16 protein-coding genes and 1 tRNA gene are annotated in these 21362 nt (G+C 54.2%); 10 read left to right on the top strand and 7 right to left on the bottom strand.

Annotated elements, in window-relative coordinates; translation table 11 throughout:
- Positions 1-64: 64 nt before the first annotated feature.
- Positions 65-1165, bottom strand: coding sequence for an ABC transporter permease (locus tag J7I43_RS16005; protein ID WP_209146854.1), 1101 nt, complete (start codon positions 1163-1165; stop codon positions 65-67).
- Between the two features lie 140 nt (positions 1166-1305).
- Positions 1306-2262, bottom strand: coding sequence for a hypothetical protein (locus tag J7I43_RS16000; RefSeq protein WP_209146852.1), 957 nt, complete (start codon positions 2260-2262; stop codon positions 1306-1308).
- Positions 2263-2492: 230 nt separating this feature from the next.
- On the opposite strand from J7I43_RS16000, the gene J7I43_RS15995 reads away from it, so the two are divergent.
- Positions 2493-2834: a hypothetical protein gene (locus J7I43_RS15995; protein WP_209146851.1), complete on the top strand. Its 342-nt coding sequence runs from the start codon at positions 2493-2495 to the stop codon at positions 2832-2834.
- Between the two features lie 38 nt (positions 2835-2872).
- Here the strand turns inward: J7I43_RS15995 and J7I43_RS15990 are convergent, their stop codons facing one another.
- A complete protein-coding gene (locus tag J7I43_RS15990) occupies positions 2873-3619 on the bottom strand; it encodes a hypothetical protein (protein WP_209146849.1) in 747 nt (248 codons plus the stop codon).
- Between the two features lie 92 nt (positions 3620-3711).
- Entirely contained in the window at positions 3712-5472 is a 1761-nt protein-coding gene (gene sppA / locus J7I43_RS15985) for a signal peptide peptidase SppA (RefSeq protein WP_209146847.1), read from the bottom strand.
- A gap of 133 nt (positions 5473-5605) precedes the next feature.
- Here sppA and folK point away from each other — a divergent pair, with 133 nt between their 5' ends.
- The 4 genes from folK to J7I43_RS15965 all read left to right on the top strand — a co-directional run bounded on the left by folK (position 5606) and on the right by J7I43_RS15965 (position 9637).
- Positions 5606-6100 carry a 2-amino-4-hydroxy-6-hydroxymethyldihydropteridine diphosphokinase gene (folK, locus tag J7I43_RS15980; RefSeq protein WP_209146845.1) on the top strand — a complete coding sequence of 165 codons (495 nt, stop codon included), beginning with the start codon at positions 5606-5608 and terminating at the stop codon, positions 6098-6100.
- 3 nt (positions 6101-6103) lie between these two features.
- Positions 6104-6727, top strand: coding sequence for a deoxynucleoside kinase (locus tag J7I43_RS15975; protein ID WP_209146843.1), 624 nt, complete (start codon positions 6104-6106; stop codon positions 6725-6727).
- A 271-nt stretch (positions 6728-6998) separates the two neighbouring features.
- Complete coding sequence (locus tag J7I43_RS15970; protein WP_209146841.1) at positions 6999-7607, top strand: hypothetical protein; 609 nt, start codon at positions 6999-7001, stop codon at positions 7605-7607.
- Positions 7608-7714: 107 nt separating this feature from the next.
- Positions 7715-9637 (top strand): peptidase associated/transthyretin-like domain-containing protein, encoded by a 1923-nt coding sequence (locus J7I43_RS15965; protein WP_209146839.1) that lies wholly within the window; start codon positions 7715-7717, stop codon positions 9635-9637.
- 5 nt (positions 9638-9642) lie between these two features.
- Here the strand turns inward: J7I43_RS15965 and J7I43_RS15960 are convergent, their stop codons facing one another.
- Entirely contained in the window at positions 9643-10875 is a 1233-nt protein-coding gene (locus J7I43_RS15960; RefSeq protein ID WP_209146837.1) for a BaiN/RdsA family NAD(P)/FAD-dependent oxidoreductase, read from the bottom strand.
- Positions 10876-11016: 141 nt separating this feature from the next.
- Here J7I43_RS15960 and J7I43_RS15955 point away from each other — a divergent pair, with 141 nt between their 5' ends.
- The gene (locus tag J7I43_RS15955) at positions 11017-13455 is read left to right on the top strand and encodes an MG2 domain-containing protein (protein WP_209146835.1); all 2439 of its coding nucleotides are present in this window, start codon (positions 11017-11019) and stop codon (positions 13453-13455) included.
- A 69-nt stretch (positions 13456-13524) separates the two neighbouring features.
- Here the strand turns inward: J7I43_RS15955 and J7I43_RS15950 are convergent, their stop codons facing one another.
- A complete protein-coding gene (locus J7I43_RS15950; protein ID WP_209146833.1) occupies positions 13525-14730 on the bottom strand; it encodes a hypothetical protein in 1206 nt (401 codons plus the stop codon).
- A gap of 315 nt (positions 14731-15045) precedes the next feature.
- On the opposite strand from J7I43_RS15950, the gene J7I43_RS15945 reads away from it, so the two are divergent.
- Positions 15046-15122 (top strand) — tRNA-His (locus J7I43_RS15945).
- 281 nt (positions 15123-15403) lie between these two features.
- Complete coding sequence (locus J7I43_RS15940; RefSeq protein ID WP_209146831.1) at positions 15404-17962, top strand: outer membrane beta-barrel family protein; 2559 nt, start codon at positions 15404-15406, stop codon at positions 17960-17962.
- A 139-nt stretch (positions 17963-18101) separates the two neighbouring features.
- Here the strand turns inward: J7I43_RS15940 and J7I43_RS15935 are convergent, their stop codons facing one another.
- Complete coding sequence (locus J7I43_RS15935) at positions 18102-18758, bottom strand: protein-L-isoaspartate(D-aspartate) O-methyltransferase (protein ID WP_209146829.1); 657 nt, start codon at positions 18756-18758, stop codon at positions 18102-18104.
- A gap of 54 nt (positions 18759-18812) precedes the next feature.
- Between J7I43_RS15935 and J7I43_RS15930 the strand changes: the two genes are divergently transcribed.
- Both J7I43_RS15930 and J7I43_RS15925 read left to right on the top strand, forming a co-directional pair.
- Complete coding sequence (locus tag J7I43_RS15930) at positions 18813-19562, top strand: HEAT repeat domain-containing protein (RefSeq protein ID WP_209146827.1); 750 nt, start codon at positions 18813-18815, stop codon at positions 19560-19562.
- Positions 19563-19631: 69 nt separating this feature from the next.
- Positions 19632-21356, top strand: a complete 1725-nt coding sequence (locus J7I43_RS15925; protein ID WP_209146825.1) for a phospho-sugar mutase — start codon at positions 19632-19634, stop codon at positions 21354-21356.
- Positions 21357-21362 lie beyond the last annotated feature (6 nt).

Here is a 21362-nt window from a genome sequence, read left to right as displayed (position 1 = left end):
ATACGTGTTTTAAGGATGGTTGAAGAACGTAAAAGTTACGCTCTTTCCGGCAAAAAACAAGCGTTTATTCCCAGCGGAACACCTTTACGGCCAAAGTATAAACAACAATGCCCCAAACGGTCAGGATCAGCAATTGCGGACCGAGATTCCACAAATGCAGCCCCTCGAAAGCCACCTTCCGCAAAGCGTCGTTCAGGTAAGTGAGCGGCAATACTTTACATATAGGCTGCAGCCAGCCGGGAAACACGTCTATCGGGAAAAATGTGCCCGCCAGCAGGAACTGCGGCAATGTAACGATGTTGGCGAACGGGGGAATGGTGCTTTCCGTTTTGGCGATGCCGCTCACCACGAACCCGAACCCCATGAACACGATGAGGCCGAACAGGCAGAGCAGAAGCATTTCCAGGAAAGTGAGCAGCCCGTGCACCAGCGTAAAACCAAAAAAGAAATACCCCACGCCGATGATGATGATGGAGCCGAAAGACTGGAACAGCAGGCGGCTGATGGCTTCACCGAGGATAATGTACATCCTGCTTACCGGCGTGGCGAAAAAACGTTTCAGCACCAGCGTTTGCCGCAGGCTGAAGAACAGGAAAGCCGTGCCGAACACCGCGGCGCTCAGCAGCGAAAAGCCCAGCTGGCCGGGCAGGATGAAGTCGATGCGTTTGTACACGCGCCCGGGCACCGTTTCCGGCACGATGCGCGCAACGGATGGCCGCGGATGCACCCTGTCGTTGGCGATATTGATGCCGGTATTGAGCATGTTGATCAGCATGCTCACGTTCTCCGGCGCGCTGGCCGTGGAGGTTTTCATGTGAACGGTATACGGCGGCGCCGGGGCGCTCCCGCCCGTGTTTATCTTCAAAATGGCGGTGAGCCTGCCTTTGGACAGGTCGTCTTCCATCTGCTCCTGCGTGGCATCGGTTACCAGCCGTATGTTTTTGTTAAGTTTCATGCCCTGGAACACAGGGTTCAGCGTATCAGACGCATGGTCTACCCCTACCCTCACCGTGCTGCCGCCGCCCCCGATGAAACCGAATACCATCGTGAACATCAGCGGAAAACCAAGGCTGAATACGATCGCCGAAGGGCTTCTGAACATCGCCCGGATGCTTGCCTTTGTAATTGACCACATTGCCCGGCCCTGGTTATACTTTTCTGCCATGCGTGTTGTTTTAGATGGACGCAAAACTAGCAAACGCCGGCCAATTATTCCAGTTCAATACGCAACACCCCGGAAACGGAAAATCCCGGCGCAATGCCGGGACTTCCTTCTTAAACCCAGAAACCTCAGTGAATAAAGCGTTAGAATCCGTCGAGGGCGGTGATTTCGGCCTGTATGGCGCTTTCCGTGGTTTCGGAAAGGGTCAGCGCCTCTTCCATATTTGTTGCGATAGTGATGTCTTTTTTCACGAAATAATATTTGCCGTCTTTGATGGAGAAAGCGATCAGGCGGCCTTCCGCGCCAACGGGCATCATGTTGTCGTAGCTTTTTACGCGGTTGGCGCCGTCCGGCGTATACAGCTGCGCTACCACGTTGGCGTTTTTGGCGATGAAGAATACGAAGGTTTCCCCGCTGAAAGCCCTGAAGCTCGCCATCGTGCCGGGATTGTTAGGCACGGATATTTTCACCGTGGTTTTGGGGTTGGCGTACGACCAGAAAATATCGCAGTTCACCCAGCCGAGCTGCCCGAAATCAAAGGCGAATTTGCCCTGTTCCATTTTCACGTCCACCTGTCCGGCTCCCTGGCGGGGCGCCTGCCATGCGAACTGGTTGCCCTGCACCGTATCAGCCCCTACCCACAGTTGCGTGCCGCCGTCGCGTTTGGCGGGTACTTCCACCCTGATGGGCACTTTCAGCTGCTGGTCCACTTTTTCGCCATTGGCTTTTACGTCGAGGAGGAAGGAACCGTCTGACTGAAGCGGCGCGCCGGAAATGTGGTTGGTATTGGCGCCGAACAATACGATATCACTGCGTTTGAGCAGTTCCACCGCGTCTACCGTTACGCTGCCGGACACGGCGTTGCCGTTTTTAGTAAGCGAACCGGCGGGAAAGGTAACCTTCACGCCGCCCTTGAGCGATATGGTTTTGGGAAGCTCGTTTGCATTGAAGGAAAAAGACTGTACCTGCGGCCCTATCTTTTCCAGTAAGTCGCGGGTATCCTGTACGGGGTTGGCCGGAGGGGGCGCGTCATTTTTTTTGCACGCGGCAAAAAATACGGTAACGGCGGTGAACAGGGCTGCTAAAGTTTGCTTTTTCATGAGATATCATTTTAATGAAGAAATAATTGCTGTTTGTTCGAAAGGAGATCAGCGAACAAAAACTTTTGTTACCCCTGTTTTTAAAAAATGATTAGGAACCGCTCAATAACCTCTCATTAACAAATTTGGTTTGAGGGGGTTATAGACATTTATTAAGTTGCGGGAACATCTTGTCTAAACCGATCTTATCAACCAACACCGGGCAAAGCCGGCAATAAACCCGACTGAACATGGCAGAACTTAAAAAACAACCAGCCACTACGGAACCGGCCGGTTCCATGGAAAAGATGTGCGAGAGCTACGACCTTATTCTCAACAATTTACAGGAGTTCGATCCTTTCAGCGCGTCGCAGATCCTTTGCAACGTGATCAACGAGCACATCAAACGCCTCACCAGCGTAATACGCCATCACAACGAGATCGCCGAAGCGGCGGAAAAGAGCATGGAAGCGCTGGCAGACGGCCTTCGCCGCCTGCGAATGCAGGCGCAGAAAGTGGTGGACGATAATCACAACAACGTGATCCGGCTCAGCCCGGAAGAGAGAGATCCTGTGTATACGGAGGAAAGCTGAGCATGCCTGATGCCTGGTTATATGAACGGATGGGAATGTTAACGGGGCACTAACTTCACGTAACGGCCTATACGATTGATTTCTTCGTCCAGTTCGTTGAAATGGCCGACAAAACTGCGCGCGTCTTTCCATTTAATGATCACCGGTCCCCATTTTTCCGGTTGCCGCTCCTGCACGAGCTCGAGGCTGTCCGTACCCATCCTGAACAGTTCGAAACCATTGGTGGTAAAGGCCGCTACCAGGTCTTCATTACTGGAGACGAACATTTTTTTATCCGGCGACAGCTGTGGTACGCCGATCGTGTTCGTCACCCTGCCCATGTTGGCATCTACCAGCAGGTAAGCAAAATATTCATACCCTTCCACGTACACCAGGTAAGCTTTTAATGCAGGCATGTAATCGAGGAAGTGATAATCAGCATAATCTTCATTATCGCTACGGTTCGTTTTCAGCACCACCATGCTGTCGTTTTCTAGTTTCAGCATCAGCGAATCGCCGGATCGGAAAATTTTCCCCGCATAACGCGCGATGTTTTCCTTTTCATTTTCTGGCAGCGGACGATAACCCGGTACCGCCTCAAATTCAGCCTGGCTGATATCAATGATGTTGTACAAAACGCCGGCGATGGTAACGGTGTCTCTCTCCGTTGGTTCTGCAACAACATCGGCAGTATCCGCCGTCGTCGGATCAGTGTGAATAGAATCCTGTATCTGCCGCACAGCGGGGGGTTGCTGGCAGGCGGTTGCGATCAGCGCAAATCCGATTGGGATTAAACAACGTTTCATAGGGTTGAAAATTTAGAGACGAATATAAAATGAAAAAGTGAAAAGCGCTGCCGCCTTTCACTTTTCCGTGTTGTATAATGCAGTGGAATTTACTATTCGATCACCATGTCGTAAGGCAGCTTGGCCTGCACTTCGCCGGTGGTGAGGGCGCGCAGCTGTTTGACGGTCTGGTAGAACTTGTAGTCCGCGCCCAGTTCTTTTTTCAGCATGTCCGCACGGGCATTGTCGCCCACGCCTTTCAGGAATAATTCGAGTTTGTTTTTCGGCCGGGGATACGCCGCGATTTCAGGCTCGGGGATGTTCGCCATTTTTGCCGCGCAATCCACCGCCGCCTGGATGCCGCCCAGCCTGTCTACCAGCCCCATTTTCTGCGCCTGTACGCCCGTCCACACACGGCCCTGGGAAATGCTGTCTACTACGGCCTGGCTCAGTTTGCGGCCTTCCACCACGCGTTGTTTGAAAGTGGCGTAGATCGTGTCCACCGAACGCTGGAACAATGCTTTTTCCTTTTCGGTGAGCGGGCGGGTGGTATTGCCTGCATCGGCGAACTCGCCGGTTTTTACGCCGTCGAACGTAATGCCGAGCTTGTTGTTGAAGAAGCCCTGCATGTTCGGCACGATGGCGAACACGCCGATGGAGCCCGTCAGCGTATTGGGCTCCGCGAAGATCGAATCGGCCATGCAGGAAATATAATACCCGCCGGATGCGGCGTAGTTACCCATGGAAACCACTACCGGTTTGGTTTTCCGGGCCAGTGACAATTCCCTCCAGATGCTTTCCGAAGCCAACGCGCTGCCGCCCGGCGAGTTCACACGGAATACGATGGCTTTGATGTCTTTATCCTGCCGCACTTCGCGGATCGTTTTTACATAATCGTCGCTGGAAATGATATTCTCGCCGTCCCCGCCGGTCACAATATTGCCGTCCGCATAGATCAGCGCGATATTGCCGCTGGATTCGTAGAAAGGATTGGCGGTGAAATAGCGGTTGAGGGAAACAAAGTTTACTTTTTCGTCTCCGGTGAGGCTCAGGCGGCGTTTGATGTCGTCCATCACCTGGTCGTTATATTTCAGCGCGTCTACCAGTTTATATTTTTCCGCGTCGGAAGGTTCCATGATGAGCCCTTCGTTGGCGTAACGGTGCAGCGTGGCGGTGTCTATCTTGCGGGCTTCGCTCACGCGCAGCAGGAAGTCTGCATACAGTTCGCCGAGGAACGCGGTGGTCTGGATGCGGTTGGCTTCCGTCATTTTGGTTTCGCGGAGCGGTTCGGTGGCGCTTTTGAATTTGCCGTTGTAGAATATCTGCGGCTGGATCTCCAGTTTTTCGAGTGTGCCTTTCAGGTACATCATGGTCATGGAGAAACCGGAGAAATCCATCATGCCTTTCGGGTGCAGGTATACCTTATCGGCCGCGGAAGCGAGATAATAAGCGTTTTGCGTGAGCGTTTCCGCATACGCATATACGAATTTTTTGCTCTTTTTGAAATCGGCGATGGCGCGGCGGATCTCTTCGCTGGCGGCGTAACCGTTAGCATTGCCGTCTGCCTTCAGGTAAATGCCTTTTACGTTATCGTCTTTGGCGGCGTTGCGGATAAGCCTCACGGCGTCGAAAAGACCGGGCTCCTGGTCGGCCTCGCCGCTGATGAAGGGCATAAGGTCGCGGATCGGGTCTTCCATGCGTTGTTCGCGCAGCGGGTTGCTGAGGTCTATCACCACAACGGCGTTGGCGCCGGTCACCACTTTAGCCGGCGTGCCCAGCCTGGCGAACACCATGATCATGAAAAAAAATGCGAGAATAGAAAAAACGACCAGGGCTACAAAGGATGCCAGAAAAAATTTTAAGAAACTGCGCATGAGGAATTGATTAGATCAGACTTTGGTTTTCAGAAAAAGCGGCTCCGCTTCTTCACTTTGCCCCAAGATCCAAAAACTTCATTAATTTTCTCAAAAATAGGGAATATAGCTACTTTTGATCCGTCAAAAATACATGAATACAGCGATATTACTTATAGGTGGCAATATGGGCGACCGCCCGAAGAACCTCCGGGCGGCCGTAGAACTGTTGCGGGAAAGGGCCGGCCGGGTAACACAGGAATCGGCCCTTTATGAAACCGCGCCCTGGGGCGACGTGCAGCAGCCGGACTACCTGAACCAGGCCCTGGTGCTGGAAACCCCGCTCAGCGCCGTACAGCTGCTGGAAACCACGCTGCAGGCCGAACGCGAGATCGGGCGTATCCGGCGGCTGAAGTGGGATTCGCGCGTGATCGATATCGATATCATCTTTTTTAACCATGAAGTGATCACCCTGCCCCATTTGAAGATCCCGCACCCGCAGATGCAGAACCGCCGTTTTGTGCTGGCGCCGCTGCAGGAAATAGTTCCGGAATGGGAGCACCCCATCCTGCAACTGACTGTTAACCAATTGCTGGAAGCATGCCCCGACCCTTTGCCGGTGCATAAATACATTGCCGCGGCCCATTAGATCATGCAATACCGTTTTATTACCATAGAAGGCAACATCGGCGCAGGCAAGACCACCCTGGCGCTGAAGCTGGCAGAGCACCTGCAGGCGCGGCTGATATTGGAAGAGTTTGCGGACAATCCTTTCCTGCCCAAATTCTACGCCGAGCCGGAACAATACGCCTTTCCGCTGGAACTGTTCTTTATGGCCGAACGGTACAAACAGCTGAAGGAAATGCTCGCCACCCGCGACCTGTTCTCGCAATATACCGTGAGCGATTACCTGTTCGTAAAAAGCCTGCTGTTCGCCAAAATGAACCTGAAGGAAGACGAATTCGGCCTTTACCAGAAACTGTTCGACATCATCAACCCGCAGCTCGCGCAGCCGGACCTGCTTATTTTCCTCAACGCGCCCGTTCCGAAGCTGCAGCAGAACATCAGCAGGCGCAACCGTTCCTACGAACAGCAGATACCGGACAGCTACCTGCAGAACGTACACGGCATGTACATGCAATACATCCGCCAGCACCCGATGCGCACGCTGATGGTCGATACCACAAAAATGGATTTCCTGCACCGGCCGGAAGACTTCGCAACGCTGCTGGAAGCATTGGAAAAAGACCATCCGCCCGGCATCAGCTACTTATAAACCTTTTCTATACGGGTATCGAAATAAATGGTTTCGGGTTACGGGGCCGGGCTATTACATTTGCTATCCCGCACGATAATTTACAGGTTGTAATATAAGGAAGGGCTGCTCACGGGCGGCCTTTCCTGTTTTTACGACATACAAAAAACGGCCTTTGCGGGGCCGCCTTTGTTCAGCCCGCCACCACAGCTCTTTCAAAAAAAATCCGGGGGCGTATAGGGGGAAGCGGCGATTATCCGGTCATATTACCAGAAACACAAAATAATGACATATGAGAACATTTACGTTAGTATGCGCTCTGGTAATGACCGCGTTTTTCGCGCAGGCGCAACAGATGGAAACACTTTCTTCCAGCTTCAAACACAAAGGCGGCAGCGGGAAAAAACTCAGCGCATACGGCGCGCTGTTGGGTAAGATCAGCACGTTCGACGACCGTTTTGCCGTGCTCACCGGCGGTTATGGCGGCGTTTTCCTCAATAAAAAGATCATGCTGGGCGCGGGCGCCTATTCCATGGCCACCAGCCCGAGGGTAGACAATTACAACGACAACCGCAGGTGGAACCTTTGGTACACCGGCGGCGTGGTGGAATACGTGCACAACAGCGATAAACTGTTTCACTGGAGCGCGGGCGCGCTCATCGGCGGCGGCGGCGTTTCCCAGCGCATCGGCTTCGACAAGGGCCGCGACCAGGTATACGAATCCGACGGTTTTTTCGTGGCCGAACCTTTCATCAATGCGGAGGTCAATATCACCAGCTACCTGCGCATCGTGGCGGGCGGCACCTGGCGCCAGGTTGCAGGCGCGGGCATCGAGGGCATGTCTGACAGCAAAATGAGCGGCCCCGGCTTTCACCTGGGCGTAAAAGCCGGCGTATTTTAACCGCTGATGTATTCCCCGCTTTAACCATTGTACTATTTGCGCTAATTTTGGCCGCCGGGTTCTGAAAAGAAGGCCCGGCGTTCGCCATGTATAAACCCTGCTCCAACTTGTCACGTATCTGCTTCCTGCTGCTGGCCCTGTTCCCCGCGGGCCTTTCCGCACAACAACTCAATAAGACCATTTCGGTAAAAGTGGTGCGCAAACCCGTGGATACCGTGCTGGCCCGCATCAGCGAAGCCGGCAACTGCTCTTTTTCATACGTCGGCAAACCGTTCCGGGCAGACAGCCTGGTGACCCTCACCGTCAGCAATAAAACCGTCCGTCAAACCCTCGACCAGCTTTTCCAGGGCCGCATCCAGTACATGGAAAGCGGTGAGCACATCATTCTCCAGCGTACGGAAGCCGTGCGCGAGCGCCATTATGTGATCAGCGGATATGTGCGCGACCGGGAGAACGGTCAGCGTATCGTGAATGCCAGCGTGTACGACCGGGGAGACCTCGCCTCCGCTTTTACCGACAGCGAAGGATATTTCCAGCTGCGGCTCAAAGACAGGGGCCGTCAGCCTTCCGTGCAGCTCACGGTAAGCAAGGAATTGTACCTGGACACCAATATGTACGTCATGCCGGGTTTCGACCGCGAGCTGCATGTCGCCATTTCTCCTTCCAAACCCGTACAGCTGAAGGAATTTACCGTCAGCGACCAGGTTGAAAAAACCTGGCTGGGCAAACGCCTGCTGTCGCAAGGCCTGCGCCGGCAGACCGACAATATCTCCCGGTTTTTCGCCAGTAAACCCGTGCAATCTTCCATTTTACCGTCCATTGGCTCTCACGGCAAAATGGCCGGGCAGGTGGTGAACAAATTTTCGCTCAACATCCTGGGCGGGTATTCCGCGGGAACGGACGGGGTCGAGATCGCGGGCGGTTTCAACATCAACAAAAAAGACGCGCAATACGTGCAGGTAGCCGGCATCTTCAACATGGTAGGCGGCAACGTCAACGGCGTGCAGGTGGGCGGCATCTTCAACCACAACCTCAGAAACGTGGAAGGCGCGCAGGTGGGCGGCATCGGCAATTATTCCGAAGGCTGGATGAAAGGCGTGCAGGTGGGCGGTATTTACAACCTGATGGGCGATTCCGTGTCTGGCGTGCAGATCGGCGGCATTTACAACGGCATCAAGGGCAACGTGCGCGGCATGCAGATCGCCGGCATCGCCAACATGGCGCGGGGAAGCGCGCGGGGCGGGCAGATCGCGGGCATCGCCAACCTGTACCGCGGCAGCGTGAACGGCATACAGATCGGCGGCATCGTGAATGTGAACATCGATACGGCATCGGGCATGCAGATAGCGGGTATTACCAATTTTGTGGTAAACAATGCACATGGCGTGCAGCTTTCCGGGATTACCAATATCACGGGCGGGCAGTTCACCGGGCTGCAGTTCGCCGCGCTGTACAACCATGCCGGCAGTTCGCTGAACGGCGTGCAGATCGGGCTGCTGGGCAATTTCGCGCGCAAATTCAACCGCGGGTTGCAATTCGGGCTGGTGAACGTGGCAGACAGCTCGGGCGGCCTCAGCATCGGCGTGTTGAACATCGTGCGGGAAAACGGGTATTACAAGCTCAGCGTCTATTCCGGCGATCTCATGCCCGTCAATGTTTCATTCAAAAGCGGTAGGAAACAATTTTATTCCATCATCGCGGGCGGCATGAACGAAGACCTGCACGCGCTCGGGCTTGGCATCGGGAGGGAATTTTCATTGCGCAACCGTTACCTCGCCATCACCACCGATCTGCTGCAGCAGAATCTTTTTAACCGTTCCTGGAAAAGCATGGGGCAGGTGTACCGCCTCGTCCCGCAGCTGCACTTCAAAGCTTCGCGCTGGTTTTCGATACAGGCCGGGCCGGTGGTGTCTTTTGCTGAATATAAAGATGGGATCGTTGAAAGACCGGGGAAAGGATACCCCTCCATTTCTTCCGGCCGCAGCACCGGCGCCTGGTTGGGCTGGCAGGCGGGGATCAGTTTTTTTTAATAACCTCATGCCAGCTGCGCCGCGATCCAGCCGCTCGTCCAGGCATGCTGGAAATTAAACCCGCCCGTGATCCCGTCCACATCCATCACTTCGCCCGCAAAATATAATCCCGGTGCAATGCGGCTCTGCATGGTCTGCGGGTCGATTTCAGACAGCTTTATCCCGCCGCAGGTCACAAATTCTTCCTTGAACGTGGTTTTCCCTTTCACCGGGAACTCCATCGCCGTCAGGTTCCTCATCAGTTTGTTCTGTTCTTTCGCCGGCAGTTCCGCCCATCGCACATTTTCGTGTATGCCTGACTGTTGCAGCAAAAACTGCCACAGCCGCTGTGGCAGGCCAAAGGGATTTTTCGTCCAGATCGCCTGCTTGCCCATATCCAGCCGCCATTGCGGCCATGCGTCGCGGAGGGAATTTTCGTTGTAAGCGGGCAGCCAGTTCACCAGCAAAGTAAAAGCGTACTGCTGTTCCTGTAAATATCTTGCGCCCCAGGCGGAAAGCCGCAGCACTGCGGGTCCGCTCATGCCCCAATGCGTGATCAGCAGCGGGCCGGTTTCCTGCAGTTTGCTGCCGGCGATCTTCACCTGCGCCTGCGTCACGGCCACGCCCATCAGTTCCGTTACCGGGTTGCCGGGCATGTTGAAGGTGAACAATGAAGGGGCGGGCGCTTCGATGCTGTGCCCCAAAGCCGTGAGCCAGCCGAACTTCTGCCCCTGCGCGAAACCGCCCGCGGCCACGCACACGTATCGCGCTTCCAGCGCGGGAGCGCCGGCCAGGTGCACCGTCCACCCCTCCCCCGTTTTTTCCAGCGCTGTAACGTCCGCATGCGTGCGAACGATCACCCCATGGCGGTCCGCTTCGCGCAGCAGGCAATCCACGATGGTCTGCGAATTATCGGTGAGGGGAAACATCCTGCCATCGTCTTCCACTTTCAACTGCACGCCCCTTTCCGCGTACCATGCGATGGTATCGGGCACGAAGAACCGGGTGAACGCCTTTTTCAGGAAGCGTTCGCCGCGGGGATAACGTTTCGTCATGTCCGCAATGGAATGCAGATGGTGCGTAACATTGCAGCGCCCGCCGCCGGATACTTTTACCTTCGACAGCAATTTGCCGGTTTTTTCCATTACCGTTACGCTCAGCCCCGGGTGCAGCCTTGCGGCGTTCACCGCGCAGAAAAATCCCGCCGCGCCGCCGCCGATCACGATCAGCCTGTTGTTTGCCTGTGTGTTGTTCATCATAAGTTGCCCGGCCTTACGGGCCGGCCGCCGGCCGCGAATTTCGCAATAATGCGCCCAAAAACGAAATGTTAAAATATCCCTGGCATTCTCTACTAATTATTCGTAATTCACTATCTTGGATCATTAAACGATTAGCACTCCATGCAACGACCTTCCCTGAAAAAGCTGAGAATCCTGCTTGGCGCCGGCCTTCTGGCCGTAGCCGCCTGGGGCTCTATGGGCTTTTCCCGACCCGACGACTGGACAGACAGGATCATCAAAGCTTTAGAGAAATTTGCCACGAATTACCCGCAGGAAAAAGTGTACCTGCATTTTGATAAAGATTATTACGCTTCGGGCGAGAATATCTGGTTCTCCGCCTATCTCACGCTCAACGACCTGCCCGCACTCGGCGCGCGCAATCTTTATGCGGAACTGCGGGACAGCAAAGGGGCCGTTGTGCAGAAAGAACTCGTGCTGGTAAACGAAGGCGGCGCCGCCGGCCAGTTTGCCCTCCCCGAAAACATGAAGCCCGGTCTTTACCAGGTACGCGCTTATACCGCATGGATGCTCAACTACGACACCACTTTCCTTTTTTATAAAAACATCCAAGTGCTGGACCCGAAAACCGGTAAAGGCGGTGAAGAAATGCCGGCTTCGAAGGATTATTCGGTACAGTTCTTCCCCGAAGGCGGCGACCTGATCACCGACGTGCAAAGCGTGGTAGCCTTCAAAGCTATCGACCAGAACGGCTACCCCATCAAAGTGGCGGGCGCCGTGCGCGACAGCAAAGACCAGCAGGTGGCCGTGATCGAAACCCTGCACGACGGCATGGGCACATTTGAGCTGAAACCCGTTGCGGGAGAGACTTACAAAGCAGTCGTAGCCACCGCGGGCGGCCAGCAGAAAACCATCAGCCTGCCGGCGGTAAAACCTTCCGGTATCGCGCTGAAAGTGTATAACCGCGGCGCGAGGATATTTTACCTTACCGGTTTCAACGGGCTGGACAGCAGCATGAACAACCTGCTGCTGATCGCCACCATGCAGAACCAGGTGATTTACAAAGCCAACCTCAGCATATCCGAAGGCAAAGTAAGCGGCCTGATACCCGCCACGCAGATCCCGACGGGCATCATCACCCTCACGCTGTTCGACCCGAACGGCAATCCCCTTTCCGAGCGGTTGGTGTACGTAAGACAGAAAAACGACCAGATAGAATATTTCCTCGACCCGCAGGAACTGAACAAAGGCCCGCGCCAGCGCACCGAGCTGGTGCTGCAGGTGCCCGATTCCATGCGCGGCCGTATCAGCGCGTCTGTAACCGATGCAGACCAGGTAGGCTTCGACCCCTGGGCCAACAACATCGTGAGCAACACGCTGCTTACGTCAGACATTCACGGCTATGTGCATAACCCGGCCTGGTATTTCAGGAACGACAGCGCCAGCACGCTGCAGGCCATCGATCTGGTGATGCTCACCAACGGCTGGAGAAGGTTTAGCTGGAAAGAAATTCTGCAGGACAAATACCCGAAACTGAAATACCCGTACGAACAGGGCATCAGCATCACCGGTAAAGCCCGCACCGCAGGCGGCCAGCCTGTAACCGACGGTTCGGTGAACTTCCTGATCAAAATACCGGTAGACAGCTCGTCTGCCTTCGCATCGGCGCCGGTAAGCCCGGACGGGTCGTTCGAACTGAACAACCTGTTCTACAACGATACCGCCAACGTGTATTTCCAGGGCAACATGACCAATAAAAAGTGGAAAGACGTAGACGTGCAGTTCGACCGTCATTTCTTCGACGTATACACAACGGTGAAAACGCCGATTCCATTATTGCCTCCCCCCCCGCTGGATAACCGGATATTAAAAAATTACCTCGCCACCGTGGTGGAAAGCAACAGCGTGAACCGCAGGATCAATAACCGGACGATACAGCTGCAGGGCGTGGACATCACCGCCAAAAAGCCGACGGAAGCGGAAAGCACCGAAAAACGTTACGCGAGCGGCATGTTCTCCGGCGGCAATGCGATGACGTTTGACCTGACGAACGAAAACCCGACTTCCTTCAACGTATTCCAATACCTGCAAGCGCGTGTGGCGGGCCTGCAGATCACAGGGGACATCAGCAACCCCGTGCTTTCCTGGCGCGGCGGCGCACCCGGCGTATATCTCGACCAAATGCCGGTGGATATCGGAACGGTGGCCAACATCCCTATGCAGGACGTAGCGATGATCAAGGTGTTCCGTCCGCCGTTCATGGGCGGCATCGGCGGCGGCAACGGCGCTATCGCGATATGGACGCGCCGCGGCGGAGACAGCAAGCCGGACCCGAACGTGAAAGGCCTCGACCTGCTGAAAAAAGGCGGCTACAAGATCATCAAGGAATTTTACAATCCCGATTACTCCGTGCGCAAGCCGATCCACGACCTGCCGGACAAGCGCCTCACGCTCTTCTGGAGCCCGAACCTGGCGATCGACAGCACCAATCATACGGCGCGCCTGATCTTCTACAATAACGATAACACCAAGAACTTCAGGGTAGTGGTGGAAGGAATGGACCAGTATGGAAGAGTGGGAAGGATCGAGAAGAATTTTTAAGAGAATTCTATATGACATAAAAAAGCCCCGGAGTATTTCCGGGGCTTTTTCGTGCTATGAAGCGGTGTTTTAATCCTTCAGTTTATTCAGGTAGTAGCTGAGCTTGTACAACAGCTCGTCCTGCAAACCGGCGCGCAGCTTGGCTTCCTCTTCGGTAATGCCGAGCCTGCGGAGGCGCTGGTAATACACGTACGATCCGCCGATCAGTTCCAGGCATTCCTGGATCTTGGTTTTTACTTCGGCTTCTTTGCTGCGTTTTTCAAATTCCTTTTTGGACAGGATCTTGTCCACGAAATAAAACGCGTCTTTGTCTTCCGTCCATTTCCCGTTTTCCTGGTGCTGCGGTTTGTATACTTCCAGGTAGCAGTTGTCCAGTTTCAGCGGTTCGCCGAACTCCGCCTTGATGTCTATCACCAGCGGTTTGGCCACTGCGGGATTGGCAAGGCGTTTTTTGATGGTGTTGCTGATCTCCACGCCCAGTTCGCCGCTGCTCATGAGCAGCTGGTTCAGCTCGGAAAATTCGAGGCTGATGGTGATGCGGGTGTAGCGGCTGCCGGTTTTGATCTTGCCGAACAGGCTGGGGGTGGTTTTATCGTCGAACACAATGTCTTCCACCTGTACTTTTGAAATGGTCTTGTAATTCGGTTTGTATCCTTCTTCGGCGGGCGTGAGGCGTTTGTGCTGCGGGCGCGTCACTTCCTGGCGGTGCTGGTGCTGTACGAAATCGTCTACGAACCGGAGGTCGAATTTTTTGAGTTTCTGGTACAGTTCGTGGCTGGAATAATTGCTGATCTTGCTCAGCACCAAGAGGTCTTCCCAGCTGTTGTGCTTATGCGCGCGCTGCAGCTCGTCGAGCACGTCCTGTGCGCCCATGTTGCGGCGGTACAGCAGTTCCCCGATGAGGAACACGGCGTATTCGTTGGCCGGGTAACCGAGCTCGGGCAATACGTCGAAAGGATTCGTTTTCTGGTCACGCGCCTGGTTAAGGTTTTCCACATCGCTCATGACGGGTGAAAGCAGGTACTTGCGCGCGGCGGTGCGCAGTTTTTTGCTCACGTAATCGAGCAGCTGGTCGCTTACCTGGCTGTGGTTGACAAAATCGTGCAATATCTGTACAAACCTTTTGGATACCGGCAGCCCGAACTGGGTGAGAATATCGTTCTCCAGGTCCTGCACCGGGTCTTTCCCCTCTTCCCGGGCGTCTTTCTTCGGCAGTTTGTCCTGCTTGCGGTAACGCTGGTAATACTCCTGTAATTTCAATTTTAGCTGATCCATATGCATAGTTAGTTGTATATCAACTTTTTATATAATTTTTTCTTGAGTTATAAAAACAAAAAGCCCAGCACTTCGCATGCTGGGCTAGTAAGTTTCGGGTGATTTGCGAATGGCAAAGATACGCGTTTTTTTGTGGAAATCCTGTGCATAACCCTTCCTTCGAAAGAGATTTTCATTCGCTATATGTTACGATCAACAACATCAGCGGGTTAGCGGAAACAACAATTTTCTATTTTTTGTTAAAGATTTTGGGGGCAACATTTGGAAATTGAATATGAAAAATATTACCTTTGCACTCCACAAAACAAACAGATGGTGGTTGTAGCTCAGTTGGTTAGAGCATCAGATTGTGGTTCTGAGGGTCGGGGGTTCGAGCCCCCTCATCCACCCCACTCAAAAAAGCTTCCGGTTCCGGGAGCTTTTTCTTTTTTATGACCGTTCACGACCCTTCTTTTTCAACCTCGAAAAAGTTCACCGCGGAGTGTTAAATAATGTTAAAACCTTCCGCCCCCGTTTTCCTTTCACTCGTGTCGTAATTCCCGCCCTTCATCCCTTTCCGCCGGTAACACGTCTAATTGCGATTACTTTTGCGGAAGTTTTTATTTTCCCAAAACCGTAAATGCCCGATATAAAAACAACGTCTAAATCTGAGTTCATTTCAACATTCATCAAGATGAAAAAATTGTACGCTTTATTCCTGGGACTGACCGTAATGCATGCCTATGCCACCGCGCAAGGCGTTCCCCAGGGAGGCACCCGTCCTGCCGGAGCGCCCGGCGCCCAACGCGGCGGCCAGATGCCGCAGATCGGCCGTATTTACGGCAAACTGCAGGACGCACAGACCCGTCAGCCCGTAGAATACGCTTCAGTAGCCCTTCTCCGCCAAAAAGATTCCAGCGTCGTAACCGGCATGCTCAGCAAAGGCAACGGCGATTTTGCGCTGGAACAACTGCCCTTCGGGCCTTTCCTCGTACGCATCAACTTCATGGGGTATAAAACCTACTTCAAAAAAGTAACGGTAACGCCGCAGACCATGGACCAGGATCTTGGCAACATCCGCCTGGAGCCGAACGCCAAGGCGCTTTCGGAAGTGGAAGTAACCGGCCAGCGCACCGCTTTCCAGATGAACATCGATAAAAAAGTGTTCAACGTAGACCGCAACCTTACCAGCGTGGGCGGCACCGCGGCAGACGTGCTGAAAAGCGTGCCTTCCGTGAACGTGGACATCGACGGCAACGTAAAAGTGCGCAACTCCTCTCCCAATATTTTTGTAGACGGCAAACCCAGCACCCTCACCATCGACCAGATACCGGCAGACGCGATCGAAAGCGTGGAGCTGATCACCAATCCCTCGGCCAAATACGACGCGGAAGGCATGAGCGGCATCATCAACATCGTGCTGAAAAAGAATAAAAAAGCAGGTTTTAACGGCATGGTACAGGCTGGCATCGGCACGAACGACAAATACAACGCGGGCGGCAACATCGCCGTGCGCCAGGGTAAATGGAACGTAAGCGCCAACTACAATTTCAACTCCAACCGCAACTGGGGCAGCGGCACCACTGAACGCACCAACTTCGCCACCGGCTCTTCCGAGGTCAATTACATCAACCAGGAAAGCGACAGCCGCAACGGCGGGCAGTTCCAGTTCGGCCGCATCGGCATCGACTTTTTTATGGACAACCGCAATACCATTTCGCTTTCGCAGAACATCGTAGACGGTACCTTTAAAAACTACGAAGAGCTGGGAAGCCTGTACAGCGATTCCCAAAAAGACCTCACCCGCCGCAACACCCGTTATACCAACAGCGAGTTCGGTTTCAGGAACTATGCCACCACGCTGGGTTTCAAACACCTGTTCACCGAGCCTAACAAGGAACTGACGGCAGACGTGTCCATCAACAAAAACAGCAACGACCGCAGCGGCGGCTTCCGTACGCAGCAGCAAACGCTGGCCGGCGAGCCCGTTGGCGACCCGTTTATCCAGAGCAACCGCGGCACCGGCAATACCGATTTTTATTCCTTCCAGGCGGATTATGTGGACCCGATGGGCAAGACCGGGAAGTTCGAGACCGGCATCAAAGGCACTGTCCGCAACTACGGCAGTCTTTACGAAGTAGGCGACGGGCCCAGCGTGAATGTGCCGATAGACAGCCTGAGCAACGATTATAAATACAAGGAACAGATCTACGCCGCGTACGTGAACTATTCCAACGCGATCAAAAACTTCGGTTACCAGGTGGGTTTGCGTGCGGAACAGTACGTTTATTCCGGCGAAATACCCAGCGAAGGGAAAACCTTCAAGCCCACGAAAGCCGTGCCCGGGTTATTCCCCAGCGTATACCTGAGCTACAAGCTGGAAAAAGAGCAGGAGCTGCAGCTGAACTATTCGCGCCGGGTGAACCGTCCCAATTTCTTCCAGCTGGTGCCCTACCGCGATTTCAGCGATCCGCTCAACCACCGCGAAGGCAACCCGAACCTGAAACCCGAGTATACCAACAGCCTCGAGTTCTCGTACATGAAGACCTGGAAAAAACACAATTTCCTCGGCTCGCTGTATTACCGCAATACCAACAACCTGATCAGCACGCTCAACGAGCCGATCGGCCCGGGCAGCGACACGCTGCTCACCACTTTCATCAACGCCAACAAAAGTTTTTCCTACGGCGCGGAACTGACGATGAAAAACCAGATCGTCCCGGGGTGGGACATCACGACCAACGTGAACCTTTACCAGCAGGAGCTGCAGGTGCGCAATGAAAAAGAGAACTACACCAACCGCGGTTTCGCCTGGCTGGCGAAGATCAATTCGGAAACCAAACTGCCCTGGAACCTTACCTTCCAGGTAACGGCCAACTACCAGGCGCCCACCATCACCGTCCCCACCGGCGGCGGCGGCCGCGGCGGCGGGTTCATGATGATCCCCACTTCCGCGCAGGGCCGCATCAAAGGCCTGAGCGCGGTGGACGTTGCGCTGAAAAAGGACTTCCTGAAAAGCAAGGCCCTTTCCGCCACCATCAGCCTCAGTGACGTGTTCAACACCCGCGAGTTCGGCATGGACCAGGAATCGATGTTCTTCACGCAGGACATGGTACGCAAACGCGAAAGCCGCATCCTCCGCCTGAACCTCAGCTACCGTTTCGGCAAGTTCGACGCGCAGCTGTTCAAACGCAGGAACAACCGCTCCAGCTCCGAAGGCATGCAGATGGAAGGCCAGGGAGGAGGATTTTAATACGAGATTAATTCCCTATCTTAGTGAGAACAAGCCGCTTCCGGAGACCCGGGGCGGCTTTTCTAATGTTATCTTGCCCCTTTCAAAAACGGGATCGTTATAGGATCGATATACGAGTGAAGGCAGAGAGAAATACGTTCTATCCTTTTTTGCCCGTCAGCATGGGCACGAACGAAAAATCGTCGAAGATCTCCTGTTCGAATTCGTCTTCGCCGGTTTTGGTGATGCGCAACATCCGCTGTACATCGCCGCCGCCCACGGGGATCACCATTTTACCGCCGATCTTCAGCTGTTTGAGCAGCTTCTCGGGGATCTGCGGCGCCGCTGCGGTAACCAGCACCTTGTCGAAAGGAGCATAGGTAGGAAGGCCTTCATAACCGTCTCCATAAAAAAACCGGAGGGTCGGGTATTTGGCCTTGAACGGGAATAGTTTTACCAGGTCGAACAGTTTTTTCTGCCGCTCGATGGTATAGACATTCGCTTTCAGCTCGCCCAGGACGCAGGCCTGGTAGGCGCTTCCCGTGCCGATCTCAAGGATCTTCTCAAATGGTTTTACTTCCAGCAACTGCGTTTGGTATGCCACTGTGTAGGGCTGCGAAATGGTTTGCCCCTCCCCGATCGGGAAAGCCCTGTCTTCATAGGCGATCCCTTCAAAAGCCGTATCCAGGAAATAATGCCGGGGGATGTTGTTGATGGCTGCCAGTACGTTTTCGTCCGTAATACCTTTCTGCCTGATGTTGTCTACCAATTGTCTGCGTAATCCTTTTTGCTTATAATTATCTTCGTACCGCCTCATGGGCGCAAAAATAACCATTACGGGCGATTTTTAAAGTTCAAAACGAAACAGCGCATGGCTTATTACGACCTGCCCAAAGCGGAGCGCACGGCAATGGCGCAGCGCATGGAAGAGGAGATCGCCGGGGAAGTGGCCGCCGGCCGGGCCGCGCTGCTGTTGCGGTATGCGGCGGACGAAGACACGTACGTCCGCAAAAACGTCTATCTCGCCCTCGGCAGGCTGTATGCGCGGGAACCGGCGAAAGTACTGAAAACCATTGCGGAGATGTTTGTTTCGGCTGAGCCGAAAGTGCGGCAGACCGCCGTGAACGCCGCCGGGGAGATCGGCCGGAAAGATTTCGGGCCCGTGCGGGACGTGATGGACGCGGGTCTGAAAGACGCGCATCATATCGTGCGGAACGCCGTGATCGGCTCGGTCAAAAAGATGGGCGAAAAAAATCCCGTGCCTGTGCTGGCCTGGGCCCAAACGTATCTTACCCACCCTGATAAGGAAATACGGCGTGAAATTTGCCATGGCATCGAGCTGCGGGGAAGAACGCACCCGCAGGACGTGCTACCGCTGCTCCAGGCCCTTGAAATGGACACCACCGCCCGCGTGCGCAACACGCTGGTGCACGTGATCGGCCAGATCGCCTATAAAAAAGGCTGCCTCGAAACCGTGACCGCCCACCTGAAAGGCTGGAAAAACAAGCAGCTGGTGAAGGAAGCGCTGGACGAGATCGTGAGCGTGCACGAACGGTACGCCCAATTTGCGGCCAAAACCCAGGCGGAAGCATTGGAATATATTACAAAGCATTTTGACTGAAAACCTTTTTCTCATTATTTTACAGTTCATTTGAACCTATCACTGGCCCTGTAAAAAGTAATTCAACATATGGACGCAAACATTCTCAGCAAAGCAGAGCAATGGCTCAACGGAGGCTATGACCCTGAAACGGTAGCAACGGTAAAGAAACTCCTCAAAGAAAACCCCGACGAGATCACGGACGCATTTTACCGCAACCTCGAATTCGGCACCGGCGGTCTTCGCGGCGTAATGGGCGTAGGCACCAACCGGATGAACAAATACACCGTAGGCGTCGCCACGCAAGGTTTTGCCAATTACCTGAAAAAATCCTTCGACGGGGAGGTGAAAATAGCCATCGCGCACGACAGCCGGAACAACAGCCGCTTTTTTGCTGAAGTAGCCGCCAATGTTATGGCCGCCAACGGCATCAAGGTATTCCTTTTCGAGGCGCTCCGCCCCACTCCCGAGCTGTCTTTCGCCATCCGCCACCTGCAATGCCAGGGCGGCATCGTGCTCACCGCCAGCCACAACCCCCGCGAATACAACGGCTACAAAGCCTATTGGAACGACGGCGCGCAGCTGGTGCCCCCGCACGATAAAAACGTGATCGGCGAAGTGGAAAAGATCGGCGGTATCGGCGACGTAAAATGGACCGGATGGGAGCAAAACATCACCCTCATCGGGAAAGACATCGACGAAGCGTACCTCTCCATGCTCAAAAGCCTGAGCGTGTACCCCGAGATCGTGGCCAAACAGCACGACCTGAAGATCGTGTATACGCCCATCCATGGCACGGGCATTACGCTGGCGCCTGAAATACTCAAACGTTTTGGTTTTACCAATGTACATATCGTGGAAGAACAAGCTACGCCGGACGGCAACTTCCCGACCGTAGTGTATCCCAATCCCGAAGAAGCCGAAGCCATGAGCCTCGGCCTGAAAAAGGCCGCCGCGCTGGATGCGGACATCCTGCTGGGCACCGACCCCGACGCCGACCGTGTAGGCATTGCCGTGAAAGACCATACCGGCAAATGGATACTGCTCAACGGCAACCAGACGGCCGTGCTGCTGTTCAACTACATCGTGGAGGCCCGCAAACGCAAAGGCCTGGCGCAGCCCAACGATTACATCTGCAAAACGGTGGTGACCAGCGACCTGATAGACGTGTTCGCCGCCACCAACAATATCACCTGCTACAACACCCTCACCGGCTTCAAATGGATCGCAGACCTGATCCGCCGCAAGGAAGGCACTGAAAAATTCATCTGCGGCGGCGAAGAATCGTATGGTTACATGATCGGCGATAATGTGCGCGACAAAGACGCCATCGCTTCCGTGGCGATGATCTGCGAAATGGCCGCTTATGCGAAAAATGAAGGCAGAACGCTCTACGAGCAGTTGATAGACATCTACGTGCGTTACGGTTTTTATAAGGAATCGCTCATTTCCATCACCAAAAAAGGCATGAAAGGCGCCGAAGAGATCGCCGAAATGATGAGCGTTTACCGGAAAAATCCGCCCGCTACGATCAACGGCTCTCCCATCGTAAAAATATTCGACTACCAGCTGTCGCACGTCACCACGCTGGCTACCGGCGAACAAACGCCGATAGATCTGCCGAAATCCAACGTGCTGCAATTCCTCACGGCAGACGGCAGCCGCATTTCAGCCCGCCCTTCCGGCACCGAGCCGAAGATCAAATTTTATTTCTCCGTGCACGAACCGCTGGAAAGCCCGGCAGACGCGGAAAGAGTGGAACAGCTGCTGGACGCGAAAGTGGCCAGTATTATTCACGACATGAAACTCGGATGACCCGAG

It is taken from the genome of Chitinophaga chungangae (assembly GCF_017742215.1).
Classification (GTDB): Bacteria; Bacteroidota; Bacteroidia; order Chitinophagales; family Chitinophagaceae; genus Chitinophaga; species Chitinophaga chungangae.
This window is presented reverse-complemented; position numbering and strand designations above follow the sequence as displayed.

Coding starts and splice junctions, on each gene's coding strand:
- J7I43_RS16005 (WP_209146854.1), bottom strand. CDS start 1,165: ATGGCAGAAAAGTATAACCAGGGCCGGGCAATGTGGTCAATTACAAAG.
- J7I43_RS16000 (WP_209146852.1), bottom strand. CDS start 2,262: ATGAAAAAGCAAACTTTAGCAGCCCTGTTCACCGCCGTTACCGTATTT.
- J7I43_RS15995 (WP_209146851.1), top strand. CDS start 2,493: ATGGCAGAACTTAAAAAACAACCAGCCACTACGGAACCGGCCGGTTCC.
- J7I43_RS15990 (WP_209146849.1), bottom strand. CDS start 3,619: ATGAAACGTTGTTTAATCCCAATCGGATTTGCGCTGATCGCAACCGCC.
- sppA (WP_209146847.1), bottom strand. CDS start 5,472: ATGCGCAGTTTCTTAAAATTTTTTCTGGCATCCTTTGTAGCCCTGGTC.
- folK (WP_209146845.1), top strand. CDS start 5,606: ATGAATACAGCGATATTACTTATAGGTGGCAATATGGGCGACCGCCCG.
- J7I43_RS15975 (WP_209146843.1), top strand. CDS start 6,104: ATGCAATACCGTTTTATTACCATAGAAGGCAACATCGGCGCAGGCAAG.
- J7I43_RS15970 (WP_209146841.1), top strand. CDS start 6,999: ATGAGAACATTTACGTTAGTATGCGCTCTGGTAATGACCGCGTTTTTC.
- J7I43_RS15960 (WP_209146837.1), bottom strand. CDS start 10,875: ATGATGAACAACACACAGGCAAACAACAGGCTGATCGTGATCGGCGGC.
- J7I43_RS15955 (WP_209146835.1), top strand. CDS start 11,017: ATGCAACGACCTTCCCTGAAAAAGCTGAGAATCCTGCTTGGCGCCGGC.
- J7I43_RS15950 (WP_209146833.1), bottom strand. CDS start 14,730: ATGGATCAGCTAAAATTGAAATTACAGGAGTATTACCAGCGTTACCGC.
- J7I43_RS15940 (WP_209146831.1), top strand. CDS start 15,404: ATGAAAAAATTGTACGCTTTATTCCTGGGACTGACCGTAATGCATGCC.
- J7I43_RS15935 (WP_209146829.1), bottom strand. CDS start 18,758: ATGAGGCGGTACGAAGATAATTATAAGCAAAAAGGATTACGCAGACAA.
- J7I43_RS15930 (WP_209146827.1), top strand. CDS start 18,813: ATGGCTTATTACGACCTGCCCAAAGCGGAGCGCACGGCAATGGCGCAG.
- J7I43_RS15925 (WP_209146825.1), top strand. CDS start 19,632: ATGGACGCAAACATTCTCAGCAAAGCAGAGCAATGGCTCAACGGAGGC.